This window comes from Hymenobacter cellulosilyticus (genome assembly GCF_022919215.1).
GTDB lineage: Bacteria > Bacteroidota > Bacteroidia > Cytophagales > Hymenobacteraceae > Hymenobacter > Hymenobacter cellulosilyticus.
Genome location: NZ_CP095046.1, coordinates 1,592,707 through 1,616,768, shown reverse-complemented (window position 1 = coordinate 1,616,768; position 24,062 = coordinate 1,592,707). Strand labels below are relative to the sequence as shown.

At 59.6% G+C, this 24,062-nt stretch carries 23 protein-coding genes and 1 pseudogene; 10 read left to right on the top strand and 14 right to left on the bottom strand.

The window, feature by feature from the left end:
• The first annotated feature begins 195 nt into the window (after nucleotides 1-195).
• Nucleotides 196-894 (top strand): hypothetical protein, encoded by a 699-nt coding sequence (locus tag MUN79_RS08025; RefSeq protein WP_244677196.1) that lies wholly within the window; start codon nucleotides 196-198, stop codon nucleotides 892-894.
• 20 nt (nucleotides 895-914) lie between these two features.
• Nucleotides 915-1,235 (top strand): OmpA family protein, encoded by a 321-nt coding sequence (locus MUN79_RS08020; RefSeq protein WP_262923050.1) that lies wholly within the window; start codon nucleotides 915-917, stop codon nucleotides 1,233-1,235.
• 70 nt (nucleotides 1,236-1,305) lie between these two features.
• On the opposite strand, the gene MUN79_RS08015 is transcribed toward MUN79_RS08020, so the two are convergent.
• From MUN79_RS08015 to MUN79_RS08005, 3 genes are all read right to left on the bottom strand, one after another.
• Nucleotides 1,306-1,692 carry a 7(1) septoil knot domain-containing protein gene (locus MUN79_RS08015; RefSeq protein ID WP_244677194.1) on the bottom strand — a complete coding sequence of 129 codons (387 nt, stop codon included), beginning with the start codon at nucleotides 1,690-1,692 and terminating at the stop codon, nucleotides 1,306-1,308.
• A 122-nt stretch (nucleotides 1,693-1,814) separates the two neighbouring features.
• The gene (gene tpiA, locus MUN79_RS08010) at nucleotides 1,815-2,579 is read right to left on the bottom strand and encodes a triose-phosphate isomerase (protein ID WP_244677193.1); all 765 of its coding nucleotides are present in this window, start codon (nucleotides 2,577-2,579) and stop codon (nucleotides 1,815-1,817) included.
• Nucleotides 2,580-2,752: 173 nt separating this feature from the next.
• Nucleotides 2,753-3,481, bottom strand: a complete 729-nt coding sequence (locus tag MUN79_RS08005; protein WP_244677192.1) for a TspO-related membrane protein — start codon at nucleotides 3,479-3,481, stop codon at nucleotides 2,753-2,755.
• A 203-nt stretch (nucleotides 3,482-3,684) separates the two neighbouring features.
• Here MUN79_RS08005 and MUN79_RS08000 point away from each other — a divergent pair, with 203 nt between their 5' ends.
• From MUN79_RS08000 to MUN79_RS07990, 3 genes are all read left to right on the top strand, one after another.
• On the top strand, nucleotides 3,685-4,506 hold the full coding sequence (locus MUN79_RS08000) for a carboxypeptidase-like regulatory domain-containing protein (RefSeq protein WP_244677191.1): 822 nt from the start codon (nucleotides 3,685-3,687) through the stop codon (nucleotides 4,504-4,506).
• A complete protein-coding gene (locus tag MUN79_RS07995; RefSeq protein WP_244677190.1) occupies nucleotides 4,503-6,137 on the top strand; it encodes a TonB-dependent siderophore receptor in 1,635 nt (544 codons plus the stop codon). Before MUN79_RS08000 ends, MUN79_RS07995 begins: the two co-directional genes overlap by 4 nt.
• Before the next feature lie 130 nt (nucleotides 6,138-6,267).
• Complete coding sequence (locus tag MUN79_RS07990; protein ID WP_244677189.1) at nucleotides 6,268-7,413, top strand: PepSY-associated TM helix domain-containing protein; 1,146 nt, start codon at nucleotides 6,268-6,270, stop codon at nucleotides 7,411-7,413.
• Here the strand turns inward: MUN79_RS07990 and MUN79_RS07985 are convergent.
• Nucleotides 7,410-7,823: a DUF2251 domain-containing protein gene (locus MUN79_RS07985; protein ID WP_244677188.1), complete on the bottom strand. Its 414-nt coding sequence runs from the start codon at nucleotides 7,821-7,823 to the stop codon at nucleotides 7,410-7,412. The two genes, MUN79_RS07990 and MUN79_RS07985, sit on opposite strands and share 4 nt — an antisense overlap.
• 74 nt (nucleotides 7,824-7,897) lie before the next feature.
• A pseudogene (gene uvrA / locus MUN79_RS07980) lies at nucleotides 7,898-10,732 on the bottom strand (excinuclease ABC subunit UvrA).
• 671 nt (nucleotides 10,733-11,403) lie between these two features.
• Between uvrA and MUN79_RS07975 the strand changes: the two are divergent.
• The 5 genes from MUN79_RS07975 (at nucleotide 11,404) to MUN79_RS07955 (ending at nucleotide 17,128) form a co-directional block, all read left to right on the top strand.
• Nucleotides 11,404-13,254 (top strand): TonB-dependent receptor, encoded by a 1,851-nt coding sequence (locus tag MUN79_RS07975; RefSeq protein WP_244677187.1) that lies wholly within the window; start codon nucleotides 11,404-11,406, stop codon nucleotides 13,252-13,254.
• Nucleotides 13,200-13,931 (top strand): outer membrane beta-barrel protein, encoded by a 732-nt coding sequence (locus MUN79_RS07970; RefSeq protein ID WP_244677186.1) that lies wholly within the window; start codon nucleotides 13,200-13,202, stop codon nucleotides 13,929-13,931. The genes MUN79_RS07975 and MUN79_RS07970 overlap by 55 nt, the downstream gene beginning before the upstream one ends.
• 95 nt (nucleotides 13,932-14,026) lie before the next feature.
• The gene (locus MUN79_RS07965) at nucleotides 14,027-14,590 is read left to right on the top strand and encodes a hypothetical protein (protein WP_244677185.1); all 564 of its coding nucleotides are present in this window, start codon (nucleotides 14,027-14,029) and stop codon (nucleotides 14,588-14,590) included.
• 489 nt (nucleotides 14,591-15,079) lie between these two features.
• On the top strand, nucleotides 15,080-16,489 hold the full coding sequence (locus tag MUN79_RS07960; protein WP_244677184.1) for an alpha/beta hydrolase family protein: 1,410 nt from the start codon (nucleotides 15,080-15,082) through the stop codon (nucleotides 16,487-16,489).
• A gap of 87 nt (nucleotides 16,490-16,576) precedes the next feature.
• The gene (locus tag MUN79_RS07955; protein WP_244677183.1) at nucleotides 16,577-17,128 is read left to right on the top strand and encodes a hypothetical protein; all 552 of its coding nucleotides are present in this window, start codon (nucleotides 16,577-16,579) and stop codon (nucleotides 17,126-17,128) included.
• A gap of 115 nt (nucleotides 17,129-17,243) precedes the next feature.
• On the opposite strand, the gene MUN79_RS07950 is transcribed toward MUN79_RS07955, so the two are convergent.
• The 9 genes from MUN79_RS07950 to MUN79_RS07910 form a co-directional block, all read right to left on the bottom strand.
• Nucleotides 17,244-18,206 carry an LA_2272 family surface repeat-containing protein gene (locus MUN79_RS07950; RefSeq protein WP_244677182.1) on the bottom strand — a complete coding sequence of 321 codons (963 nt, stop codon included), beginning with the start codon at nucleotides 18,204-18,206 and terminating at the stop codon, nucleotides 17,244-17,246.
• 68 nt (nucleotides 18,207-18,274) lie between these two features.
• Nucleotides 18,275-18,715, bottom strand: a complete 441-nt coding sequence (locus MUN79_RS07945) for a hypothetical protein (RefSeq protein ID WP_244677181.1) — start codon at nucleotides 18,713-18,715, stop codon at nucleotides 18,275-18,277.
• A gap of 344 nt (nucleotides 18,716-19,059) precedes the next feature.
• A complete protein-coding gene (locus tag MUN79_RS07940) occupies nucleotides 19,060-19,425 on the bottom strand; it encodes a hypothetical protein (protein WP_244677180.1) in 366 nt (121 codons plus the stop codon).
• 102 nt (nucleotides 19,426-19,527) lie between these two features.
• A complete protein-coding gene (locus MUN79_RS07935; protein WP_244677179.1) occupies nucleotides 19,528-20,469 on the bottom strand; it encodes a FecR family protein in 942 nt (313 codons plus the stop codon).
• A complete protein-coding gene (locus MUN79_RS07930) occupies nucleotides 20,406-20,639 on the bottom strand; it encodes a hypothetical protein (protein WP_244677178.1) in 234 nt (77 codons plus the stop codon). Before MUN79_RS07930 ends, MUN79_RS07935 begins: the two co-directional genes overlap by 64 nt.
• A gap of 139 nt (nucleotides 20,640-20,778) precedes the next feature.
• A complete protein-coding gene (locus tag MUN79_RS07925) occupies nucleotides 20,779-21,621 on the bottom strand; it encodes a DUF4249 domain-containing protein (RefSeq protein WP_244677177.1) in 843 nt (280 codons plus the stop codon).
• Between the two features lie 26 nt (nucleotides 21,622-21,647).
• Nucleotides 21,648-23,492 carry a TonB-dependent receptor plug domain-containing protein gene (locus MUN79_RS07920; protein WP_244677176.1) on the bottom strand — a complete coding sequence of 615 codons (1,845 nt, stop codon included), beginning with the start codon at nucleotides 23,490-23,492 and terminating at the stop codon, nucleotides 21,648-21,650.
• A complete protein-coding gene (locus tag MUN79_RS07915; protein WP_244677175.1) occupies nucleotides 23,462-23,743 on the bottom strand; it encodes a hypothetical protein in 282 nt (93 codons plus the stop codon). The genes MUN79_RS07920 and MUN79_RS07915 overlap by 31 nt, the downstream gene beginning before the upstream one ends.
• Nucleotides 23,740-24,018 (bottom strand): carboxypeptidase-like regulatory domain-containing protein, encoded by a 279-nt coding sequence (locus MUN79_RS07910; RefSeq protein ID WP_244677174.1) that lies wholly within the window; start codon nucleotides 24,016-24,018, stop codon nucleotides 23,740-23,742. Before MUN79_RS07910 ends, MUN79_RS07915 begins: the two co-directional genes overlap by 4 nt.
• Nucleotides 24,019-24,062 lie beyond the last annotated feature (44 nt).

The window sequence follows — 24,062 nt, the reverse complement described above, 5'->3', positions numbered from 1 at the left end:
GCACGAAAAAACCGGTGCGCCGCAACCAAGCTCCTTATTACCAGTGCTGGGCAACAGCAAAGGCGAGCTGATGGGTTCCGTCGGGCCATACGCACCGGGGCCACCTAATTTTGCCCTGTCATATTTAGTAATATAAATACTCGTTTATTTACCACGCCATTTCCCGGCAGCCATGTTCCATTCCTTTCCATTCACATGAAACGCACTATCCTTTCCGTAGCCTGCCTCACCTTGGCGGGCAGTGTGGCCTTATTCGGCTGCAAGGCCAAAACCGCCGAAGCCGACGCCACCGACGCCGCTGCTACCACCGAAACAACTGCCACTGCTCCGACGGAAACTACCGCGGCGGCTCCGACAGAAGCTGCCGCTACCACCGCGGCGGGCACCTTCGACATTAATACCGTACCGGTTACCAGCGCCAATCTGGGCACCTGGCCCTACCTGAGCGCCCTGAAGGGCTACAAAACCAACTACGACAGCGACAGTGTCGGCTTCGACTTTGACCGGGCTTATGTGTATGACGGTAAGAACATTGTAGCGGTAGAAGGTAAGATTGTAAGCCGCCGCTTCCGTCCCGCCGACTCTGATAAGCCCGCCTCGGAGCTGATGATGCAACGCAACTACGAAAACCTGGTGAAAAGCCTGGGCGGCACGAAGGTCTTCTCGGGAGAAGTACCCGAGGATGCCATCAAAAAAATTGGCGAGACTGAGTACCTCAAGCACGATAACGATATTACCCGGGCAGCCGACACCTACGTTATCCGGCAGAAAGACAAGGAGGTATGGGTGCAGGTGCAGCCCACCGGCTCTGACTACGTGCTAAATGTCATCGAAAAAGCCGCCATGCCCCAGCAGGCCGGCGTGGTGGGAGCCACGGAGCTAAAAAAAAACTAGATACCGAGGGTAAAGCCACCATCTACGTCAACTTCGATACCGACAAGGCCAGCATCAAACCCGAGTCGGAAGCCGCGGTGGCGGAGGTGGTAAAGCTGCTGCAGCAAAACCCCGCGCTGCGGCTCTCGGTGGAGGGCCACACGGATAACACCGGCGCGGCAGCTCACAACCGGCAGCTGTCCGAAGCCCGGGCCCAGGCCGTGGTAGCCGCCCTGACCAGCCAGCAAATTGCCAGCAGCCGCCTGCGGGCCGCTGGCTTCGGCCCCGACAAGCCCATTGCCGACAACGGCACCGAGGCGGGCAAAGCCCAAAACCGCCGGGTGGAATTAGTGAAGATTTAGGCTTTTGGGCCAACTAAAAAGCCCGTTCCAACTGCTTGGAACGGGCTTTTTTGGTTTATACCAACTTTACTTACTGCTTGCGGCAGCCGGCAAACGACCGGGACTTGGTGTAGTAAATGTAGAAGTCGGCCAGGGCGCGCTTGTCGGTTACGAAGAGCACGTAGTCGGCGAAGTCGCGGGTGGGCGTCTGGTACCAGAAGCCGGCCTTATCGGCAAACAGCTTGTTGTCCTCCTGATACACCAGCAAATCAGCAAAGGCTTCGTCGGGCTCCAGATACACCGTGGCAAAACAGTAGCTGCGGCGGTTGGGGTCGGTTTCGAGGTAGATGGAGCCGTAAATCCGGCAGGGGTCAATGGAGCCGACCGGCGCTGCCGCCGGAGCCACAAAGGGCACGGGCAAAGCCGGGCGAAACGGATTCAGGGCCAGCAAGCCGGATAGCAGCAGGGAAGCAAGCATAGGGTGAGAGCTGAGAAGACAAAGCCTAAGACGGAGAAGCAGCCGTAAGCCAGAAGCGTGCCGCTACAACCACCCGAACGGTAGTCTAAGTTCTAGGCTCTGACTTCTCAGCTCTAAAGCCTTTAGAACGACTTGATAATCTCGGTGAAGTCGCGGGACTTAAGCGAGGCGCCGCCGATGAGGCCGCCGTCCACGTCGGGCTGGCCGAACAGCTCCCGGGCGTTCTGGGCATTGGCCGAGCCGCCGTACAGGATGGTCGTGTTCAGAGCCGCTTCCGCATCGTAGGCGCCGGCAATTTGCTCCCGGATAAAGGCGTGCACTTCCTGGGCCTGCTGGCTGGTAGCCGTTTTGCCGGTGCCAATAGCCCAGATAGGCTCGTAGGCAATGACGACCTGCGCAAACTCTTCGTTGGAGAGGTGAAACAGGCCATTTTTGAGTTGGGTAGCCAGAAAGTCGAAAGTCTCGTCGGCCTCACGGGTTTCCAATGACTCGCCGATGCAGAAGATGGGCTTCAGGCCGGCGGCCAGCACAGCTTTGAGCTTCTGGCTGAGCAGCTCGTCGTCCTCGTGGAAATATTGGCGCCGCTCAGAGTGGCCCAGAATCACGTACTCCACTCCTACCGACTGCAGCTGCTTGGCCGATACTTCGCCGGTAAAGGCGCCGCTTTCCTTCTGGTGGCAGTTCTGGGCGCCCAGGTGAATTTTGCCGCCCTCAGCCAGGAGCTTACCAATGGAATGCAGAAACGGAGCGGGGGGCGCAATAACCACTTCCACATTGGCGCCCAGCGTCTCGTCGGCTACCATATTGGTGATTTCTGAAACCAGGGCGAGGCCGTCCTGGTAGGTCATGTTCATTTTCCAGTTGCCGGCGACGATATTCTTGCGCATAAATCAGGGTTGGGAGAGGAATGAATCGTTTGCCTGCAAAGAAACGATAATTGGCGGAGCAACGAACCGAGTGGGGTAAGGGCCGCTCCGGGTTTAGAAAGTCTTAGTGGAAGTGCTCCCCGTTTTATAGCCTCCCCGCCGACTCACCTTGCGCAGACTCAGGGCCACTCCGCCTACGGCCACAATGCTGGCCCGGCCAACGCCGCCCATCCCAGCTCCGGATACGAGGCCCGCTGAGCCACCCAGATACCAAGTAGCGCCCAGGCCACCACCAAAGGGAAAACCGAATCCCGGAAGGCGCTACTGACGGCCAGCCCAATACCAACTACCGCCGCCAGCAGCAGCAGCGTGAGCATCACCGAGATGCCCGTATCGGCGCGCCACAGGTGCTGCTGCAACCCAATGGTCACGTTGATAACCGTAGCTACCGATATCCAGCCCAGATACAGGGAAAAGGGAATGCTGGACCAGCGGGGCGCTTTCCGCTCCAGTACCAGGCGCCGGGCCCGGCCGTACACCATAATCAGGGTGCCCAGGATGATGAGCATCACCAGGGCACTGATTTCGATCAGCTCATAGGCAAAGAGCACAACCCAGGCAGCTGTAGCGACGCTGGCTACGGTGAGCGGACGGGAAATGTAGCCGGGCAGATACAGGTTGCGCTGGGCCGGCAGCAGCTGCCATACCGCATAACCGGCCAAAGCCAGAAAGATCAGGCCCCAGATGCTGAAGGCATAGCCCGCCGGGGTAAGCAGCGTCGGATACTGAGCCGAAACGGCCCCCATCGTCTGCCCATTAAACGGGTGCGCATTGGCCCAGTAGTTCAGCCCAATGTTGCCCACGATGCTCAGAGCAGCCAGGCACCGCCACGTTGAAAGGGTGAACCGGGAAGAGACTCGCACAGCAGAACCTGAAATTTCCATAGAGTATCGGAGCCATATGCCCGGTAGGAAGTGAAATGGTAGGAAACTTACGAAATATTAATCTACTCAGATTTAAGACTATCTGGACCAATTCTAAATATTATTTGTAATTAGTCTAAATAACCTTGCATTACCAGATTTCCCTGCGGAGTTTTGCAACGTTCTACTCAATCATTACCTGCATGCAACCACTACTTGTGCAGCCAACCCGACAGTTGGCACTGACCATATTTACTCTGCTGCTTTCCCTGCTGGCCCTTACGGCCCAGGGGCAAAACGCCATTATCCAGGGCCGCGTGACTACGGCGGCGGGGCAGCCAGTAGCTGGCGCCGGAGTGGGCGTTAAAGGCACGGCGCTGGGCGCTAATACCGATGCAGAAGGCACCTTTCGGCTCGACAACCTGGCGGCTGGTACCTACTCGCTGCACGTGCGGCTGGTAGGCTTTGGAGCGCAGGAGCGGCGCGTGAAGCTGGCCGCGGGCGAGACCAGCACCCAGAACTTCGTACTTACCGAAAGCACCGAGCAGCTCAGCGAAGTAGTGGTAGAAGGTAGTAAGACCAACAAGTTTGCCCGCCGCGAATCCAATTTCGTGAGCAAGATGCCGCTGCAGAACCTGGAGAACCCGCAGGTGTACGCCACGGTGAGCAAAGAGCTGCTAACCGAGCAGCTGGTATTTTCGGTGGATGATGCCATGCGCAACGCGCCCGGCATTCAGCGGATGTGGGAGTCGACGGGCCGCAGCGGCGACGGGGGCAGCTTTTACAACACCCGCGGCTTCATCGTGCAAAGCCAGCTCCGCAACGGTTTGGCGGGCAACGTTTCAAGCGCCATCGACGCGGTAAACCTGGAAAAGCTCGAAGTTATTAAGGGCCCGTCGGCCACGCTCTTTGGCAGCGCCCTGACGTCTTATGGCGGCTTGGTAAACCGCGTCACGAAGCGCCCCACGACAAGGTGGGCGGTGAAATCGGGTTGGCAGCTGGAAGCTATGGCCTGCACCGCGTGAGTACCGACGTGAATTTGGTGGACCCCAACACGCCGGCCGACCAGCCCAAGACCCTGGCTTTCCGCCTGAATACGGCTTACAATTACGAAGACAACTTCCAGAACGCGGGCTACGCCAAGAGCATTGCCGTGGCCCCTAGCCTCACCTACCGCCCTACCGACCGGCTGACTATCAACCTAGACGCCGAGTTTATGAAGGGCCGCAGCATAGGCCGCCAGATGTTTTTCTACCTGTCGAACAGCCTGGGCGTGTCGCGGGCGGATGAGTTGCCCTTGGACTACCGCAACTCCTACATGGGCGGCGACCTGGCCCTGGACTCGCGCAGCACCAATCTGTTTGGCCAGGTCAACTACCAGATTGCACCGGGCTTCAGCTCCTCTACCAACATTACCAGCAGCCACAGCTACTCCGACGGCTTCGGCGCCTACTTCTCTCTGGGCCGCGAAGCGGACGGACGTTACTCGGTAACCCGGGCCGACCAATCGACGGACAATAGCACGGTGGGCGTAGTGGAAGTGCAGCAGCTCTTCAACGGCGACTTTCAGCTGGGTCGCCTGCGCAACCGCGTGGTGCTGGGTTTGGACTACCTGCACATCGACTCTGACCAGCACTTCTTCGGCAGCACCTACGATAAGCTGCCGCTGGGATTAGCGCCGGAAGCCTACGCAGGTTTCAACGCTACCAACCTGCAGGCCCGCTACGACGCCGGCAAAATCGACTTCGTGTACCCCGTTGTCAACAAGCGCAACGTGTACAGCGCCTTTGCTTCCGACGTGCTTAATCTGACTGACCGTCTGAGTGTGCTGGCGGCCCTGCGCGTAGACCGGTTCAACACCCAAGGCACCACCGGCAACGCCGCCGACGACTACACCCAAACGGCATTGTCGCCGAAGTTTGGCCTCGTGTTTCAGCCAGTGAAAGACCGGGTTTCGGTGTTTGCCAACTACCAGAACAGCTTCAACAACCGGGGCGTGTACAACGCTTACGACGTTACGGACGCCGACAGCGTGGCCCAGCGCACTGCCCGATTGGAGCAGGCCAATCAGGTTGAATTAGGCATCAAACTGGAAGCCTTCGCCGGCAAGCTGAGCGCCACGGCAAGCTACTACGATATTCGGGTGAAAAACCTGCTGCGTACTTCCCCTGACCCCATCGGTGCCGCCAAGTTCACGCAGGTACAAGACGGCACCCAAAACAGCCGGGGCGTGGAGCTGGACATCGTGGCCAGCCCTTTCACGGGCTTCAACGTGGTGGCGGGCATGAGCTACAACGATTCGAAGTTCACGCAGGCATCGGAAGAAGAAAACGGCCGCCGCCCCAGCACCGCCGGCTCGCCCTGGCTGGGCAACTTGTGGCTGAGCTACCGCCTGCCCGCTTCCGCCCTGCAAGGCCTGGGCTTCGGGGTGGGCGGCAACTACGCCAGCGACAACCGGATCAAAAATCTGAGGAGCGACGTGTTTACGCTGCCCTCCTACACCGTGCTGAACGCCTCAGTTTTCTACGACCAGCCCAAGTACCGCCTCTCGGCCAAAGTTGACAACCTGACCAACCAACAGTACTGGAATGGCTATACCACGGCAAATCCGCAGAAGCTGCGCAGTATCGTGGGCAGCGTAGCCTACAAGTTCTAAGTGCCAGCAGCGTCATGCTGAGCTTGGCGAAGCACCTTTATTGCTGCCGCAACTACGATTAGTTTGGCAGTAGTGGGATGCTTCGACAAACTCAGCATGATGCTTTTTGTTAAAGTACACTGCTTCCGTTATGACCACCTTCAAAAAAGTCGTTGGCAAACTGCACCTCTGGCTCGGACTCTCGTCCGGGCTGGTTGTGTTTATTGTGAGCTTAACCGGGGCTATTTTCACCTTTCAGGATGAAATCCGGGATGCTACCCAGGACTGGCGCAAGGTGGAAGTACCGGCCCAGCCGACCGAGTTTCTGCTGCCCTCCCGTTTGCAGGCCATTACCAAGACGAATCATCCGGAGCTGAAGCCCGCCTTCTTTATGTATATGGGCCCCGACCGGTCGACGGTGCTCTATACCACGGACAAGCAGGGCGAATATTTTGCTACCGCACTGAATCCCTATACGGGCCAGGAATTAGCCCACCTCGACCTGCACCGCGACTTTTTCAGCATCATCCAGGATTTGCATATGTACCTGCTGCTGCCCGAGGAAATTGGGGGAGAAGTGGTGGGCGTGGCTGTGCTGGTGTTCGTGGTGATGCTCATAACGGGCATTGTTCTGTGGTGGCCCAAGCGCAAAACCGACCGAAAGCGCAGCTTCACTATCAAGTGGGGGGCCCGGTGGCGGCGCGTAAACTACGATTTGCACAGCGTGCTGGGCTTCTACGCGGCCACCATTGCCCTGCTGCTGGCCTTGACCGGCCTGATGATGAGCTACGAGTGGGTCTTGAAGTCGGTGTACTTCGTCAGCAATGCCGGCCACGACTACCCAGCCGAGAAAACGCCGCCCACGGTAGACACCCTGCAAGCCGTAACGGCCACGCCTATACCCGTAGCCGACTTTTACTACCAGCAGATTCGCCGCAGCTCCCCCGCTGCCAAGATGATTTTCCTGGGCCTACCGGCTTCGCCCAAGCAGCCCGTGTACAACATTGCCTACGAGCGAGCTTTGTATTACTATCACCGCGACGAATACTACTTCCACCCCGTATCGGGGCAGTTGCTCAAAGCCATTCCGCACGAGAGCAAAAGCAATGGGCAGAAGCTAGCCGACGTGAACTACGACCTGCACACGGGCCAGGTGCTGGGCCTGGGCGGCAAGATTCTGGCGTTTCTGGGCAGCTTGGTTTCGGCCAGTTTGCCGGTGACGGGCTTTCTGATGTGGTGGGGCCGCCGCAAGAAGCCTAAGAAGCAGCGGGGCCGGGAAGTGGCCGTGGCTGTTTAGGCGGCGAAGTACTTCTCGACCAGCTCGTCGGTCAGCTCCCGGGAGCCGGTTTGCCCGTTTTTGGCGGGCGGAAAGGCGTTGCGGCAAAAGCCCATCTGCCGCTGAAAGTCGTACAGCGCGTGGCAGTAGCCGGCAATAATCAGGGCCGCCGTGGTCTGGGCCACGTCCCAGAAAACCTGCACCGTGACCGGCGTTTCGCGGTCCTGCACGTCGGCCACGTTATAGATGTGCAGAGCATCCAGGATTTCCAGTTCGTCGCCGTTGCGCAGGGCGTAGAGGTAGCCGGTTTCGCCATCGTCCTCGAACATGACTTCAAACTCGTGGCCGGTGGCGGTGCTGCTGATGAGCTGGTTTTCCTGCCCGGGCTCGGGCTGCCCTACTTTGATTTGTTCTTCGGCGCCTAATATCATAGTCGTTCTACGTAAAAAAGAGCCGCCTTACGGGCGGCTCTTTTGGTTTTTACGGCAAACCCGGGCAGTTGGGCTTACAGCTTTTCGGCCAGGAAACGAGCCGTGTGGTTGGTGTCCTTATGGGCCAGCATGTCCTCGGGCGTGCCCTCAAACAGCAGGTGGCCGCCGTTGGTACCGCCCTCGGGCCAAGGTCAATAATCCAGTCGGCGCACTTGATGATGTCCATGTTGTGCTCGATAATGAGCACCGAGTTGCCTTGCTCAATCAGGGCGTTGAGGGCCTTAAGCAGCTTGGCAATGTCGTGGAAATGCAGGCCGGTGCTGGGCTCGTCGAAGATGAACAGGATTTTGTCCTGTTGCAGGGTGGCGCCTTTGGTCAGGAAGGAAGCCAGCTTCACGCGCTGGGCTTCCCCGCCCGACAGGGTATTGGCCGACTGCCCCAGGCGGATGTAGCCCAGGCCTACATCATCCAGCGGCTTGAGGCGCTCGGCTACTTTGGGCTGGCCTTTGAAAAACTCCACGGCGTCGGCCACAGTCATTTCCAGCACTTCGTCGATGCCCTTGTCCTGGAATTTTACGTCCAGAATATCCTGCTTGAACTTGCGGCCGCCGCAGCTTTCACAAGTCAAATAGATATCGGCCATGAACTGCATTTCAATCTTGACCTGACCTTCGCCCTGGCACACCTCGCAACGGCCGCCCTCGATGTTGAAGGAGAAGTGGGAAGGTTTCAGACCCCGGGCCTTAGCTAAGGGTTGATCCGAAAACAGCGTCCGGATGGCATCGTAGGCCTTCACGTACGTCACCGGATTGGAGCGGCTGCTTTTGCCGATGGGGTTCTGGTCGACAAACTCGACGTGGGACACCTGGCCCTGCACGCCCATCAGGCGGTCAAACTTGCCGGTGGCCTCCCCTGCCCGCCGCCGAGCTGCTTAGCTACGGCCGGGGCCAGAATGCGCTTCACCAAGGTCGATTTGCCCGAGCCCGACACGCCGGTTACCACGGTCATCACGCCCAGCGGGAACTTGGCGTTGACGTTCTTCAGGTTATTCTCCCGGGCCCCGGTTACCTCCAGCGCGTTGCGCCAGGGCCGCCGGATCTGGGGTACTTTCACCTCCATAGCCCCGCTGAGGTACTTGCCGGTATAGGTGGTCGTGTTCTTGAGAATCTCGGGATACGTGCCCTGGAACATCAGGTGGCCGCCGCCGCTGCCGGCTTCGGGCCCGATGTCGATGATCTGGTCGGCTTCCTCCATCATCTTCTCCTCGTGCTCCACCACAATAACGGTGTTGCCGAGCTTCTGCAAGGAGCGCAGCACGCCAATGAGCTGCTCGGCATCTTTGGGGTGCAGCCCAATGCTGGGCTCGTCTAGAATGTACATGGAGCCCACCAGGGCCGAACCCAGCGAAGTTGCCAGCGAAATACGCTGCGACTCGCCACCCGAGAGCGTGCTGCTCAGGCGGTTCAGAGTCAGGTAGCCCAGGCCCACGCGGTTGAGGTAGCCGAGGCGGTTGGTGATTTCCGTGCTCAGGCGTTCAGCCACCTTCATTTCGTGCTCCGTTAGGGCCAGATTCTCGAAGAAGTCCAGCGCCTTGGTGATGGGCAGCAGCACGATGTCGGTGATGCTCTGATCCTGGATTTTAACGTACTGGGCATCCTTACGCAGGCGGGTGCCACGGCAGTCCGGGCAGGTGGTGCGGCCCCGGTAGCGACTTTGCAGCACGCGGTACTGAATCTTATGGGTTTGAGTAGCCACCCACTTAAAGTACTGGTCGAGACCCTCGAAGTACTTGTTGCCTTTCCAGAGCAAGTTTCGCTCGGCCTCACTCAGCTCGTTATAGGGCCGGTGGATGGGAAAGTCGAAGCGGATGCCGTTTTTGAGCAGGGGCTTCAGCCACTCGCTCTGCTTGTCGGTGCGCCAGGGGCAATGGCACCCTCGTACACGGTCAGGCTCTTGTCAGGGATGACTAGGTCCTCATCAATACCCAGCACCGAGCCGAACCCTTCGCAGGTCTGGCAGGCGCCGTAAGGGTTATTGAAGGAGAAGAAGTTGACGTTGGGCTCCTCGAACACCATGCCGTCGAGCTCAAACCGGTCGGAGAAGGTGCGGGTTTCGTTGTCCAAGCGGACCAGGCAGGTGCCGTGGCCTTCGAAAAACGCCGTTTGCACCGAGTCCGACAGGCGGAACTGCAGGTCTTCGTCGCCGGGGCGGATAACGGCCCGGTCAATCATGATGTAAACCGCGCCCTTCACCTCGGGCTTGCCTTCGCCAATAAGGTCCTCGATAAAGGCGGTTTCGTCGTCGTTGATGACCACGCGGCTGTAGCCTTTCTGCAGGAGCAAATCCAGCTCCTTGCTCATAGGCCGGCCTTCCTCGGAGGGCAGCAGCGGGGCCAGAATGGTAGCACGGGCGCCGTCTTCCAGTCCAAAGAGGTAGTCGACTACGTCGGCCACGGTGTCTTTGCGTACCTGCTCGCCGCTGACGGGCGAAAACGTGCGGCCCACCCGGGCGAAGAGCAGCTTGAGGTAGTCGTAAATCTCGGTGCTGGTGCCTACCGTGGAGCGGTTATTCTTGATGCTGACCTTCTGCTCGATGGCAATGGCCGGCGAAATACCGCGGATATAGTCCACGTCGGGCTTGTCCATGCGACCCAGAAACTGCCGGGCGTAAGAGCTCAGACTTTCCACGTACATGCGCTGCCCTTCGGCGTAGAGCGTGTCGAAGGCCAGGCTGGACTTGCCCGAGCCCGAAAGGCCCGTGACGACGATAAACTTGTTGCGCGGCAGCGCCACGCTGAGATTTTTGAGGTTATGCACCCGCGCATTCTTAATCAGAATGAACTCGCGGGGGTCGAGCTGGTCAATCGGGTCGGCCGCGGGGGCGGCTACTTGCAAAGATTCTTTGGCCATAGAAAGCTTAAACAGCCGAAGCAACCGGGAAGGTTTCCGCCTCAGCAATTAGACCTGCGAAGGTACGGCGGATTAGGACCCCAAGGCCAGTGCCAGACCGAAATTACTTCCAACTCTACATCTATAGGTTCGGCAGAAGCTTACCAAAACGCTTATTTAAACCAGCCCAACAACTGCATGCCAGCCCAGGCAGCAGGAGTAGCCCTTGCTTAGGCTAAGCCAAGTGCCCTTGTTGCTGACCGAGCCACCACGAAGCCGAGCTACTGCCCTGAAGCAGGCTTTCCATCCAGTGAGCCGGAGCTGATTTTGTTTAGCCTGCTGCCCAATCACTTGCCTGACTGCCGCACTATTTAATACCCTGGCCAGGCAAGCAGCAGATAACGACAACAAATGGCCTTTTCAGGGGCAAAGCGCAAGACTTGCTTACACTTAATCTAATAAACTAGCTTATAATAATACAATACCCACATAGCTCATTTGCAGCATTCAAACCAACCATTCAAGGCATAAAAACCTTTTTAAAATTATTTAAAACGCCTATTACTACTGATAACTAATGTGATACGACACAGCAAGCAGGTTAATTATATCAGCATAGTGCAAAAACAAAAAACAACTTCTACCTTTGCGGCCCCTTAAAAAAAAGGGATTTTTCAAATAACCGCTTACTTATGAGTAACTTACGATTACGCCATTTAGTGTTGCTGTTCCTGACGCTGCTGTCAGTGCGGTTGGGCATGGCGCAAAGCACTACCGCCGCCATGAGCGGCAGCATCACCGACAAGGAAGGGGCCGAGCTCCCCGGGGCAACCATCATTGCCATTCATGCTCCTACCAATACGCAGTACATTGCCCCCACCAACTCGGAAGGGCGCTACAACCTGCAGAACATGCGCGTCGGCGGCCCTTACAGCGTCCGTGTAACCTACATCGGCTACAAAGACATTACCCGGGAAGGCGTGTACCTGAGCCTGGGCCAGAACCTGCGCCTCGACATCAACCTGAACGAAGCTACGGAGCAACTGAACGAAGTAGTGGTTAGCGCCCGCCGCGACGGTATCATGAACGCCAGCCGCATGGGCTCGGAAACCCGCATTTCGCGGGAGCAGCTCCAGCGCCTGCCCACCCTGAACCGCTCGTTGAACGACTTCGTGCGCCTCACGCCCCAGGCCAACGGCGGCGGCAGCAGCTCGATTGGCGGCTCCAACAACCGCTACAACAACATCACCATCGACGGTGCCGTGAACAACGACGTGTTTGGTCTGGCTCCCAGCGCTACGCCCGGCGGACAGGCCGGCACCCAGCCGATTGCCCTCGACGCTATCCAGGAAATCCAGGTAGTCGTGTCGCCTTACGACGTGATGCTGGGCAACTTCACCGGCGGCGGCATCAACGCCGTAACCCGCTCGGGCTCGAACGATCTGTCGGCTTCGATTTACGGCTTTGGTCGTAACCAGAACACCATCGGCAAGAGCGTAACTGAACCCCGCACCAAGGCCGACAAGTTCTCGAACTACCAGACCGGCTTCCGCATTGGCGGCGCCGTGGTGCGCGACAAGGTCTTCTTTTTCCTGAACGGCGAAATTGCCCGCGCCAGCACCCCGCTGGGCTTCACGCCCGGCACCTCGTCCTCGAGCATCAACCCAACGACCCTGGCCGGCATTGCCGCCTACGCCAAGCAGCGCTACGGCTACGACGTGGGCAGCACCGACGAGGAGATTCTGCGCACGGAAAGCAACAAGGTGTTTGGCCGTCTGGACTTCAACTTGTCGACCAACCACCAGCTCACGCTGCGCCACAACTACGTGGAGGCCTTTGCCGACAACATCACCCGCACTTCCATCAACTTCCGCTTCGGCAACAACGGCTACCGCTTCAGCAACGTGACCAACAGCTCGGTAGCTGAACTCAACAGCCGCTTCGGCCGCTTCTCCAACAAGTTTTTGGTAAGCTACAGCCGCATTCGGGACCGTCGGAACACGCGCGGCACGTTGCTGCCGGCCTTCAGCATTGCCGACAACGGCAACACCTACCTCTTCGGTACGGAGCGTAGCTCGGCTCTGAACAGCCTGAACCAGGACATCGTGGAAGTAACCGACAACCTGACCGCCTCGTTTGGCAAGCACACCGTCACGCTGGGCACGCACAACGAAGGCTTCAAGTTCCGCAACCAGTTTATTGCCGACGGCAACGGGGCTTACACCTTCACCTCGCTGCAGAACTTCTACCAGGACAAGGCCACCCGCGTGCAGGCTTCCTACGCTACCAACGGCAGCGACGGGGCCGCCGCTTTCAAAGCCATGCAGTTGGGCTTCTACGTGCAGGATCAGTACTCCGTGCTCGAAAACCTGCGCCTGACGGCCGGCCTGCGTCTCGACGTACCCATCTTCCTGGACAAGCCGGTGTATAACCCCTGGTCGACAACCAGCCCGCTTTCGACAAGTACGGCGACATCAACACGCAGAACGTGCCCAACGGCCAGCTGCTGTGGGCGCCCCGTCTGGGCTTCAACTACGACCTGAACAACGACGCCAAAGTGCAGCTGCGCGGCGGTACGGGTGTTTTCACGGGCCGTGTGCCGTACGTCTGGATTGCCAACAGCTACTCCAACAGCGGCATGATTCAGGGTAACCTCGACATCAACAACACGGCGAACAACACCAACAACCCGAACAACCCGAAGTACCTGTCGACAATTGAAACCAACGTGGAGCGTATCCCGACCACGTACAGCGCCGGTGCTTCGAAAACGGCTCAGATCAACGTGCTGGCCAAGGACTTCAAGCTGCCCCAGGTGTGGCGCTCGAACTTGGCCGTAGACTTCCGCCTGCCCGGCGACGTTATTGCCACACTCGAAGGCATGTACTCGAAAACCCTGAACGACATCTACTATCAGGATGCTAACCTGGCTGGTCCCATCGGCAACCTGGTGGGCCCCGATAAGCGCCCGGTATACGCCAGCGGCGCCGCCCGCCGCATCGATGCCAACTTCACGAACGTATACATTCTGAAGAACACCGACCAGGGTTACCGCTACAACCTGACGGGTCAGCTCCAGAAGCAGTTTGCCGATGGCCTGAACACGATGGTGGCCTACACCTACGGTAAGTCGAAGGAAATCAACAGCGGCTTCAACACCACGGCTTCCTCAAACTTCGGCTTCAACCAGATCATCACCGACCCCAACAACCCGAGCTGAGCTTCTCGCTCAACGACCGTCGTCACCGGGTACTGGCTACGGCCGGCTACACCTTCCACTACGCTTCCGACAAGCTGGCTACCACCATCTCGGCCGTGTACGAAGGCTTGTCGGGTCAGCCCCTGACGTATGTGTACGGTAACAGCACCGACCTGAATAGCGACGGCAACACCGGCAACGACCTGATCTATATTCCCCGCGACGTGCGCGACGCCAGCGAAATCAAGCTGGTAACGACCGATACCCGCACGTTGGCCGAAGTGCAGAATCAGCTGGAAGCCTTCATCAACAACGACCCCTACCTGCGCAGCCACCGTGGGCAGTACGCCGAGCGTTTCGCAGCCCGTCTGCCCTGGACGCACCAGGTAGACCTGCGCGTAGCCCAGGACTTCAACTTCCAGGCTGGCGGCAAGAAGAACACCATCCAGGTAACCTTCGACGTTATCAACGTAGGCAACCTGCTCAACAACGACTGGGGCCACCAGTACTCGGTGCAGAACAATGCCCTGGAGCTGCTCCGCGTAGAGTCGACCGGCGTGAACACGCAGCCGACCTTCTCGTTCCCCAGAAGCGTTGCCACCCGGACCAACCCCTGGGACGTGACTTCGCTGACCTCGCGCTGGCAGGGCCAGTTGGGCGTGCGCTACATCTTCAACTAAGCGCGGCCTGACAGCCAGATTTTCTCAGGAGCGGGCGGAGTATTTCTCCGCCCGCTCTTTTTTTGTCCAGGCATAATCAGCCTCCCGCTTACTCCTTATTAATATGGTGCAGCCTTGCCCTGGGGGTGCCGGGCCTGGTGGGCCGGGAAGATGCGCCGGAGCAGGATCGGGTGCGCAGAATTGTGGCAGAATCGGCGAAAAGAGGCAGCCAAGCTTAATATATAAATTTTACAATATCATCTTCCTCCGCTTGCCCATGCTCTTCACGGACAAGAAGCTGCCTCTACTAGCCACCGACGCCCACGTATTGGTAGGGCTGAGCTCCTGAATCTTCTACGGCAAGTCTGACGTAAGTTTGGTATTTTCGAAGCCTGTTGCCTCTGCAACAAGCTCATTGCCGCCCCATAACAGGACTTTATGAAGAATTATTTACACACAATTTTTGTCACTCTACTGCTTCTTGGGGTTTCTCTACTGCCCGCAGTCAGCATGGCAGCTGGTGGTGAGCCGACGCCCCTGAGCGGGCAATGGAAGGGTCCCTTGAAAGTACCCGGCGGCAGCCTGGAGCTCATCATTACCATCGTACCCCTAACGGGCGGCACCTACTACGCGGCCCTGGATGTGCCCAAGCAGAAGGTGAGCCGCATGCCCGTGGACATGAGCCTGACCGACAACGACGTGCTGCTCAAGATCGAGCAGGCCGGCAGCCGCTTCACCGGCAAGCTGAGCAAGGACCGTAAGTCGATGACGGGCACCTGGGAGCAGCCGGGGTTGAAGGAAGAGGTCAAGTTTGTGCAGGACGCGGCCCCGGTGGTCAGCGCCCCGGTTTTCAAGCCTGCCCAGCCCTACAAGACCGAGCAGGTGATTATTACCAACGACAAAACCGACCTCTGCCTGGGTGCTACCATCACTATGCCCAACGGCAACGGCCCGTTTCCGGCCGTGGTACTCGTGTCGGATTCGGGTCCGCAGGACCGGGATGCCGCCCAGCAGGAAGATTACCGGATGTTTGCTATTCTGGCCGACTACCTGGCCCGGCACGGCATGGCTGTGCTGCGCTACGACGACCGGGGCGTGGGCAAGTCGGGCGGTAAGTACGCAGCAGCTACCACCGCCGACCAGATGACCGACGCCGAAACGGCCATGAACTATCTGCGCACCCGGCCCCGCATCGACAAGAAGAATGTAGGCATGATTGGGCACGGCGAAGGAGCCAACATTGCCCTGCTGGCCGCTACCGAGCCCAAGGGGCCTGACTTCGTAGTGTCGCTGGCCGGCTACGGCCTGCCCGGGCGCGACATTCTGCGGCGGCAGCAGGTTGAGATTATGCGCATGATTGGCGGCAACGCTACCCAGGTGGATGCGGCCCTGAAGCTGCACGACAAGATGATCAACATCATCCGCCAGACGCCGAACAGCAACCAGGCCCGGGGCAAGCTCGCGGCCATGATTCGGATGAACAACGTGGACATTGACCCCAACATGGCCCGGGCCCGCGCTGCCCAGCTTACCTCGCCCTGGTACCGCTACTACCTCGATTTCGACCCCAAGCTGAAGCTGCCCGCCGTGAAATGCCCGGTACTGGCCCTCAACGGTGTGGAAGACCTGCAGGTAGCGGCGACCAAAAACCTGGCTATTCTGAGCAAGGGTCTCAAAGCCGGAGGCAACCGGCGCGTGAAGACCTACAAGCTGGCCGGGGTAAACCACGCCTTCCAGCCCGACGAGGCCGAATGGCCCCTGGTAAACGGGGAGCAGCAGCCCACGTTCTCGCCCAAAGCTCTGGCCCTGATGCAGGACTGGTTTGAGGAGTACGCCAAGCCCAGCGTAAACCGGATGACGCCCCGCTCGAACCCCAAGCCTGAGGTAAAGAAAGTTTCCAGGCCGACGGCACAGAAATAGCGCCGGTCATGGCCCTGATACCAAGCAGCCCCGCTGGCATTTCCGGAAACGGAACTTGTCGGCGGGGCTGCTGCTTATAGCTCTTCCATGCCCACCCTGCTCACCGACCTTGAGGATTTGCTCGGCTTCGGAATGCTCAGCGCCCACACGCTGGATATTCTGCAGCACAAGTATGGCGTGAGCGAAGGGGAGCTTTTTTCGGCCGTAACCAAAGTAGTGCGGGCCCGGCGGAGCACCACGGAAATGCCCGAGATGCTGCGGGAGCTGCAGCAAAAGCGGCAGGCCATGCTCACCGATGCCCGCATTTGCCGGCACTGCGGCGAATCTATTGCGGCTCGCGCCGCGGTGCGCCACCTCTGGCAGGTACACGACATTATTGCCCGCACCACCTGGCCGGCGCACTACTCCGACTCAGCCTTTGCCATGCCCGGCAGCGCGGGTCCCGATACCGACGACCCGGTGAAGCCGGCCAATGCCCGCCGCTACCTGGTGCGCAGCCGCGGCTACACCATTATGATTATGAGTGAGCGGGGCCTGAACCACCGCTACCGCACCGCCGACCTGAAGCGCGACAATCAGCGCCAGGGCTTTCGGCAGTGCCTGCGCGGCACGTTTATTCTGGTGCCTATGCGGGCCTAGCTCAGCTTGTCTTGTAGCTGACTCTACTGCTGCACGGTGTTACCTATATTGTTGGTAAGCCCAGTTCGGGTAGCATTTCAGTAGCTGAGCCGATGGCCTGCATCAATAACTACTTCTAGAAGCGCAGCCCAACTTGCCCGCCGAGCCACAGCCGTACCAGGGTTTTACCCGTCGTGGTATCGAGGAACAGGAGCTGGTTCTTGCCAAATTCTGACTTGGTACCGCTCCCGTCGTTTTCGTACAAGCCCAGATTGAGCGTGGGAGAAATGACTAGTCCTAGACGTCCCTGGGGCTCAATCTGCCACACCAACGATGGACGTAGCTGCGTGTACGACAACAATGTGCCTTCCGTGCCGGGCTGCTTGAGCAAGTACCAGTCGAGCAAGTCCAGGTTCCAGCTAAAGCGCCCGTGAGGCCTGCTGGCTGTGCCAATGCCGAAGCCCGTGGCCCAGTGCACCCGGCTCCCGAAAGGCTGGGAGGCTACCGAAAGTATACTGTAGTAGCGCGTCACGCCCAGTTTCAGGGCCGCATTTAGGGGCAGGGTTTCACTGGTCCACACTTCGCCGTGCAAGTAGCCGTGCCGCACGATGTTGATGAGGCCCAACGACACGCCATCCACCGAATCGGCCACGTTTATCAGCCCGAGCTGCACGCCCTTAACGTGCTTGGCCACATTCACCAAGCCGAGCTGCAACCCCGCCACGCGCCGGGCAGAGTTCAGTAGCGGAGCGGTTTGCAGGCCGCGGATATCGGTGCCAGTCAGGTTGACCAGACCCGCAGCCTGCACTAAAGGGCCGGGCAACGACATGGCACTAGGCGCAGCCAGGTGTTGCGCCGTTGGATCGGTGGCCAGTAGACGGGGCAAGCCCAGCAGCCGGCGGGCCTGAGCCGGGCGACCGTCGTTGTGGCGGGTGCGGGCCGCTCCACCCACAATATTGACCAAGCCGGCCACCTGCAGGCCCCGGGCATCGTCGCGCACCAGATTGACCAAGCCAGCCAACTGGGCACCGCGCACCGAGCCCCCGGTTACGTTGAGCAAGCCGGCCACCTGCGCGCCCTGTACTTCGGTACCCGTCACGTTAAGTAGGCCAGCTGCTTGTCCACCCCGCATTGTGTCACGCACCACGTTCACCAAGCCGCCTACTTCTACTCCCGCACCCCGGCCGCATAGCCGGCCAGCACGTTCAGCGAAATATCATTAACGCTGCGGCCACTCCGCAGCCAGTTGGAGCCCAGCGGCCCCACGAAGGAGACTTGCCACTTGTGGTAGTCATAGGTTTTGCGAGCCTCAGGCGCGGGCACCGGTACGGTGGTTAGCACCGTGTCCCGACCAGGCAGCCCGCTTTGCACCTCTACCGCGCGCCCTGCCAGCGGGCCCGACAGCTTGCTTTCCAACAGCCGGCCGGCTTTGCGCAACGGCTCCCTTAGCTCGGTAGCAGCTACGGCCACGGTGTCGAGCACCGATTTGGCGCCGCCCGCCACCTGTTTCACCCCCTTGCCTACTGTGCGGCCGGTTTGGCGGGCCGTGCGCGTCAGGGCCCCGGCTGCGGCCTGCGTAGCCGCCCGGGCTTTGCGGCGCAAGCGCACCAGCGCCGTCTGTGCCTCCTGGGTAGTTGTGTCAGAGCTCGTTGAGCTAGCTGTCGAAGTAACTGGGGCGGGTACTGCTGGCGGCAACGCTGCTGGCAGCGGCAAGGGCGCAGCCGACGGGCGCGAGCTATTAGCCTTCCCCACGCTGGCCGTCGCCGGGCCGGGCTTGGCCGTTGCGCGAGTTTTATAGCTCAGCGAATTTGTTGGTTTTCCAGCTCCAGAACCCGATGTGGGCAGCTGCGCAACGGTGGTCTTGCGGTTTGCTGCGGGCGGTACCGCGGAGGCAGCACGCTGCATTGCCGCCTCTTTTTTCCCAAACGCCACTTCCTTTGTGGGCGTTGCGCTTACTGCCCGGGGCTTACCCGGTACTGGCACGGCGAAAGGCGGCTTTTCTCCGGTGCGCCACAGCACGATTTGCCCACCGATAACCTGATAGGAAACGCCCCGATTCTCAAACAGCTGGCGCAGTACCGCCCCACCGGCTGCCGGCCCTGGGTTTGTAGCGTCACTCGTTTCTGCAGCGGAATAAAGGTGCTGCTGTAGCTAAAAGGAATGCCGCTTTGGCGGGCAATGTCACGCAGAACCTGCTGCAGGGGCGCATCGGTAGCGGCCACGCTCACCCGCCGGGCCAGCAACGTGGCCGGCTGCTGGGCTCCCACGGAACTAGCCAGCAGCCCGAGACAGAAAATCAGAGCAGACAGATACCGCATAGCCGCGGGAAAAAGTGAGGCCAAAAGTGAATCGGCGGGGCCGGCTAACCGCCGCCTGTAACTAAGTAGGATGCTGAAGCGGCCAGGCCGGTTGCCTGCCAGTTATTCGCAGCCTTTGCCGCCCAGAATAAACCCATCGGTGGCGTCACCGGTCATCGTAGCATTGGTGGCCACGCTCACTACCTGCAGCACCTGGGTTGGGTCGGGCTGGCGGAAAGTACCGGTGAAGCGGCACTTCAGCAAGGTTTTATCAGCCACGGTGATGGTGGTACCGAACGTGGTGCGCAGCGTGCGGATAACATGCGCCAGCGTGGCGTTATCGAAGGCCAGCTCCCCGGTTTGCCAGGCCCGGAAGTTGGCATCGGCGGTGGCGGTTTGCCGCACGGGCACCGGAATTTCTGCTTCGCCCCGGGCCAGCAGCACGCCCCGCATTCCGGAGGTAAGCAGCACCGAATCCTGGTGGCTGGTGCGGCTGGCAAAGGCTACCTTACCCGTCACCACCGACACTTCAACCGAGTCTTCGGCGGCGTAGGCTCGCACGTTGAACGAGGTGCCCAGCACCCGGGTACGTGAGGCAGCCGAAAGCACCGTGAAAGGATTTTCGGGGTCTTTCTGTACCTCAAAGAATGCCTCGCCCGTGAGCGTTACTTCCCGGCCGCTGCCGCCGCTGAAGTCGGCGGCGTATTCCAGGGTTGAGTGGCGGTTCAGCCATACTTTACTGCCGTCGGGCAGGGCCAGCAGGCGCTTTTGCGGGCCGGCCGTCACTACGACGGGCGGCGTAGGCAGCAGCTCGCGCCGGTAGCTCTGAAAAGCATACACGGCCCCAATCAGCAGCAGAATAGTGGCAGCAATGCGCAGCAGCGAAGGCAGCGGGTTGGGCCGCATCGGAATTACCTTGGCTTCGGGCGCTTCGGTGGCCGGTGCTGCCGGCTCTTGCCGAACTACCCGCAGCGGGCTTTCGGCGGCGGGGCGGGCTCCGGTCATCTTGGGCCGGAACCGTTGCCAGGCGGCTTCCACATCGGCGTCGGTAAAGAGGCCAGCCACGGGAGCGGCGCCGGTCCGCTCCCAGGCCCGGGTAGCGTCGGTAAGCAGGCCCAGGCGCTGGGGTCGGCCGATACCCAGCGGCGCAGTTGCTCCAACTCGCCGGGCGTGGCTTCGCCAGCCAAGTGTTTGGCCAGCAAATCCCAGGGCGCCTCGGCTTCAGGCTGGAGCATGGTGGTTTTTGATTAGTCGTTTTTGGGTTTGGGCAATGCCCAATTCACTATTCAGCTTGTGGACAGTCACGCAAAGATGTCACTCATTCCAGAAGAACTCTATATAGAGCTTGTATTTGCTTATCTATAACCCACGTTTCTACTCAATTACAAGTGAATCGGCGCGCAGCGTGTGCCCGGCAAAGTAGCCCACGGCCACCTTTTCGGAGCCGGGCTGCACGTTGCGCACATTGGTCCGCACGTTGGCCGGCGGAGTAGCAAACAGGCCCACGTTGTTGATCTGGGTTTCCATTTCGTTGAGAAAGTAGAAATAGTCGCGGGGGATGGACATTATTTCGACCCGCACCTTGTCGCCTTTCTTGAAGGGTACCCCGCCTACCCCTTCCTCATCCGTGAGCTCCACGCCGTTGATGTAGCTGCCGTCCACCATTTCATCGTTGGTCACAATAAGGTCGCCGGGCTGGTTGAGCTGCCGGCCGTTGTGGTGCACGGTAAAGCGGTAGTAGTCGCCCACGCCGGGTGTTTCCTTGCCGTAGTACAGGATGTAGTAGCCCTCGTCGTCGGTGGGCGACTTGGCCCGGAACTCGGCCCGGATGCTGTCAATTTCGGGGGTGCGGCGGATTTCGGTTTCGGCCCGGTACTCCTCCCCTTCCGCCTTGATGGTCAGCACGTACTGGTTGCCGATTTTGCCCCGCAAGGAGCTGGTGGCGTAGCGGCCCGGGCTGACTTCCTTCAGGGTTTCGCGGTTGCCTTCATTGTCTTCCAGCGTTAGCACGGCCCCGCTTACCCGCGGCAGCTCAGCCTCGTCGAAGTAGGGCGCTGTTTTGGTAAGCGTGACGTAGTAGGGGCCGGGCTGGTCGGTAATTGCGCCCTCCACGGCCAGTAGGGGCTTGCCTTCGGGAATTTCCACGTCCACCACGTCGACGCAGCTAGAGAGGGACAGCAGGCCGGCGGCCAATAGAAAAGTGATGATGCGGTTCATATGCTGGATATCGTTACGGCCGAAGCTTAGAAATTGAAGTTGTAAGACGCCGAGGGCAGGATGGTGCCAAACACGGCCAGGCGCACGGCCTCCGTTTTGGCCGGGTTGTCCTCGTTCTGGCGGAAATAGATGCTGTAGGGGTTGCGGCGGCCGTAAGCATTGTAGATCGAGAAGGTCCAGCTGCTGTGCCAACGCTTATTCGGGTCAACTTTGCCTTCCCGGGTGGCGGCCAGGTCGAGGCGGTGGTAGGCCGGCACCCGGTAGTTGTTGCGCACGTCGCCGTTCACGTTGGGAATCACCAGGCCCTGGTACACGTAGCGCGAGTCGGGGAAGGTGGTGGCAATGCCGGTGCTGTAGCTGAAGGTGCTCGACACCGTCCAGCGCGGCGACACGGTATACATGCCCACCACCGAGAGGTAGTGCGTCTTGTCGTACTTGTTGACGTACCAGTTATTGTTGTTGATGCCGTCAATCTGCCGCTCCGAGCGGCTCAGGGTGTAGCTGATCCAGCCGGTCATCTTGCCCTCGTTCTTTTTCGCGTAGAACTCGGCTCCGTAGGCCCGGCCCTGACCGTAGAGCAGCTCGGCCTCCAGGTTCTTGTTGAGCAGCGTATTGGCCCCGTTGATGTAGTCAATCTGGTTGTCCATGCGCTTGCCGAATACCTCTACCGAGGCCTCGTAGGCGTTGTCCTGGAAGTTGCGGAAGTAACCCAGGGCAATCTGGTCGGCGTGCTCGGGCTTGATGTTGTTGGTGCTCGGCGTCCAAACGTCCAGGGGCGAAGAGGCCGTAGTATTAGACACCAGATGGATATACTGCACCATGCGGTTATAGCTGGCTTTTAGGGAGCTGTTATCGGTCAGCACGTAGCGCAGCGAGGCCCGGGGCTCCAGGTTCGGGTAGCGCTTGATGATTTCGCCGCTACTATACTGCTGGGGGTTCACTGGGTTCTTCTGGCGGCCGTTGGGTCCTTCGTACTCATACACGGTACCGCCGCCCAGGTAGTCGAACATGCTCAGGCGCAGGCCATACTGGGCCGACAACCGGGGTGAAAACGTCTGCTCATTGTCGATATAAGCGCCGTACTCTACGGCCTGCTGGTTGTCGAGGGCAATGGGGCGGAAGATGGACGTAGCGCTCAGTGGCGTTACCTGCCCGGGCAAAAAGGTATAGTACACCGCGCTGGCGCCGAAGTTGAGTGTGCTCTGGGGCGTGCGGTAGTAGTTGAAATCGGCCTTGAGGCTATAGTTGACGATGTTGGACTTCCACTCAAACGACTGGTTGCCCTCGGGCACGCCCAGGCCGTAGTCGTACTTGCTCACCAGGGCCGTAGCGTTGGCAAACAGCCGGGAATTGAACACGTGGTTCCAGCGCACGGTGCCGGTGCGGTTGCCCAGGGTGTTCTTGAAAGCCTTGCCAAAGGCAAACACGTCCCGCCCCAGGTAGCCCGACACGTAAAGCCGGTCCTTTTCGCCCAGAGTGTAGTTGGCCTTGGCCGAGAGGTCGTAGAAGTAGGCCTGGTTGTCTTTCTGGTCGGGCACAAACTTGAGGAACAAGTCCCCGTAGGAGCGCCGCCCGGCCACGATAAACGAGCCTTTGTCTTTCACAATCGGAGCTTCCACGGCCAGGCGCGACATAATCAGCCCCACGCCCCCCGATACGCCCAGACGCTGGGAGTTGCCTTCCTTCATGCGCACATCGAGCAGGCTGGAAAGCCGGCCGCCGTACTGGGCCGGAATGCCGCCTTTCACCAGCTTGATGTCTTTCACGGCATCGGGGTTGAAGGTCGAGAAGAGGCCAAACAAGTGGGACGCGTTATAAATCGGGGCCTCGTCGAGCAGAATCAGGTTCTGGTCCACGCCGCCGCCGCGCACGTTGAATCCCGAGGCGCCCTCCCCACCGTGCTGATGCCGGGCAGGAGCTGAATGCTGCGAATCACGTCGACTTCGCCCATGAGGGCCGGCATGAGCTTCACGGTTTTCATATCGAGGCGGGTGGTGCCCATTTCCGTGCTTTTCACGTTCTCGTCGGGCTTTTTACCCGTTACTACCACTTCGCCGGTTTGCACGCCCTGGGCCCCGAGGCGTATCGAGCGGGTCACGTTTTCGCTGAGCGTGAGCGTCACGTTCTGGGCTCGTAGCCCAGAAAGGTGTAGGTAATGGTGTAGCTGCCCTTGGGCAACGTCAGGGAGTAAAAGCCGTACTCGTTGGCCGTGGCGCCCACGCCCAGGCTTTTTACTACCACGGTAGCGCCCACCAGGGCCTCGCCGTTGGCGGCATCCTTGAGGTAGCCGCTCACGGTTACCTTGCCGGAAGCAGCCGTACCCGACGACTGCGCCCGGGAGGTTACCGGTGCCAGCAGCAGAAATAAGAGGGAGAAGAAGGCAAAAAGACGAAGCATATAGACACGTAGGTTAATAGAGGCAAAAGAGTAAAGCGTAGCAG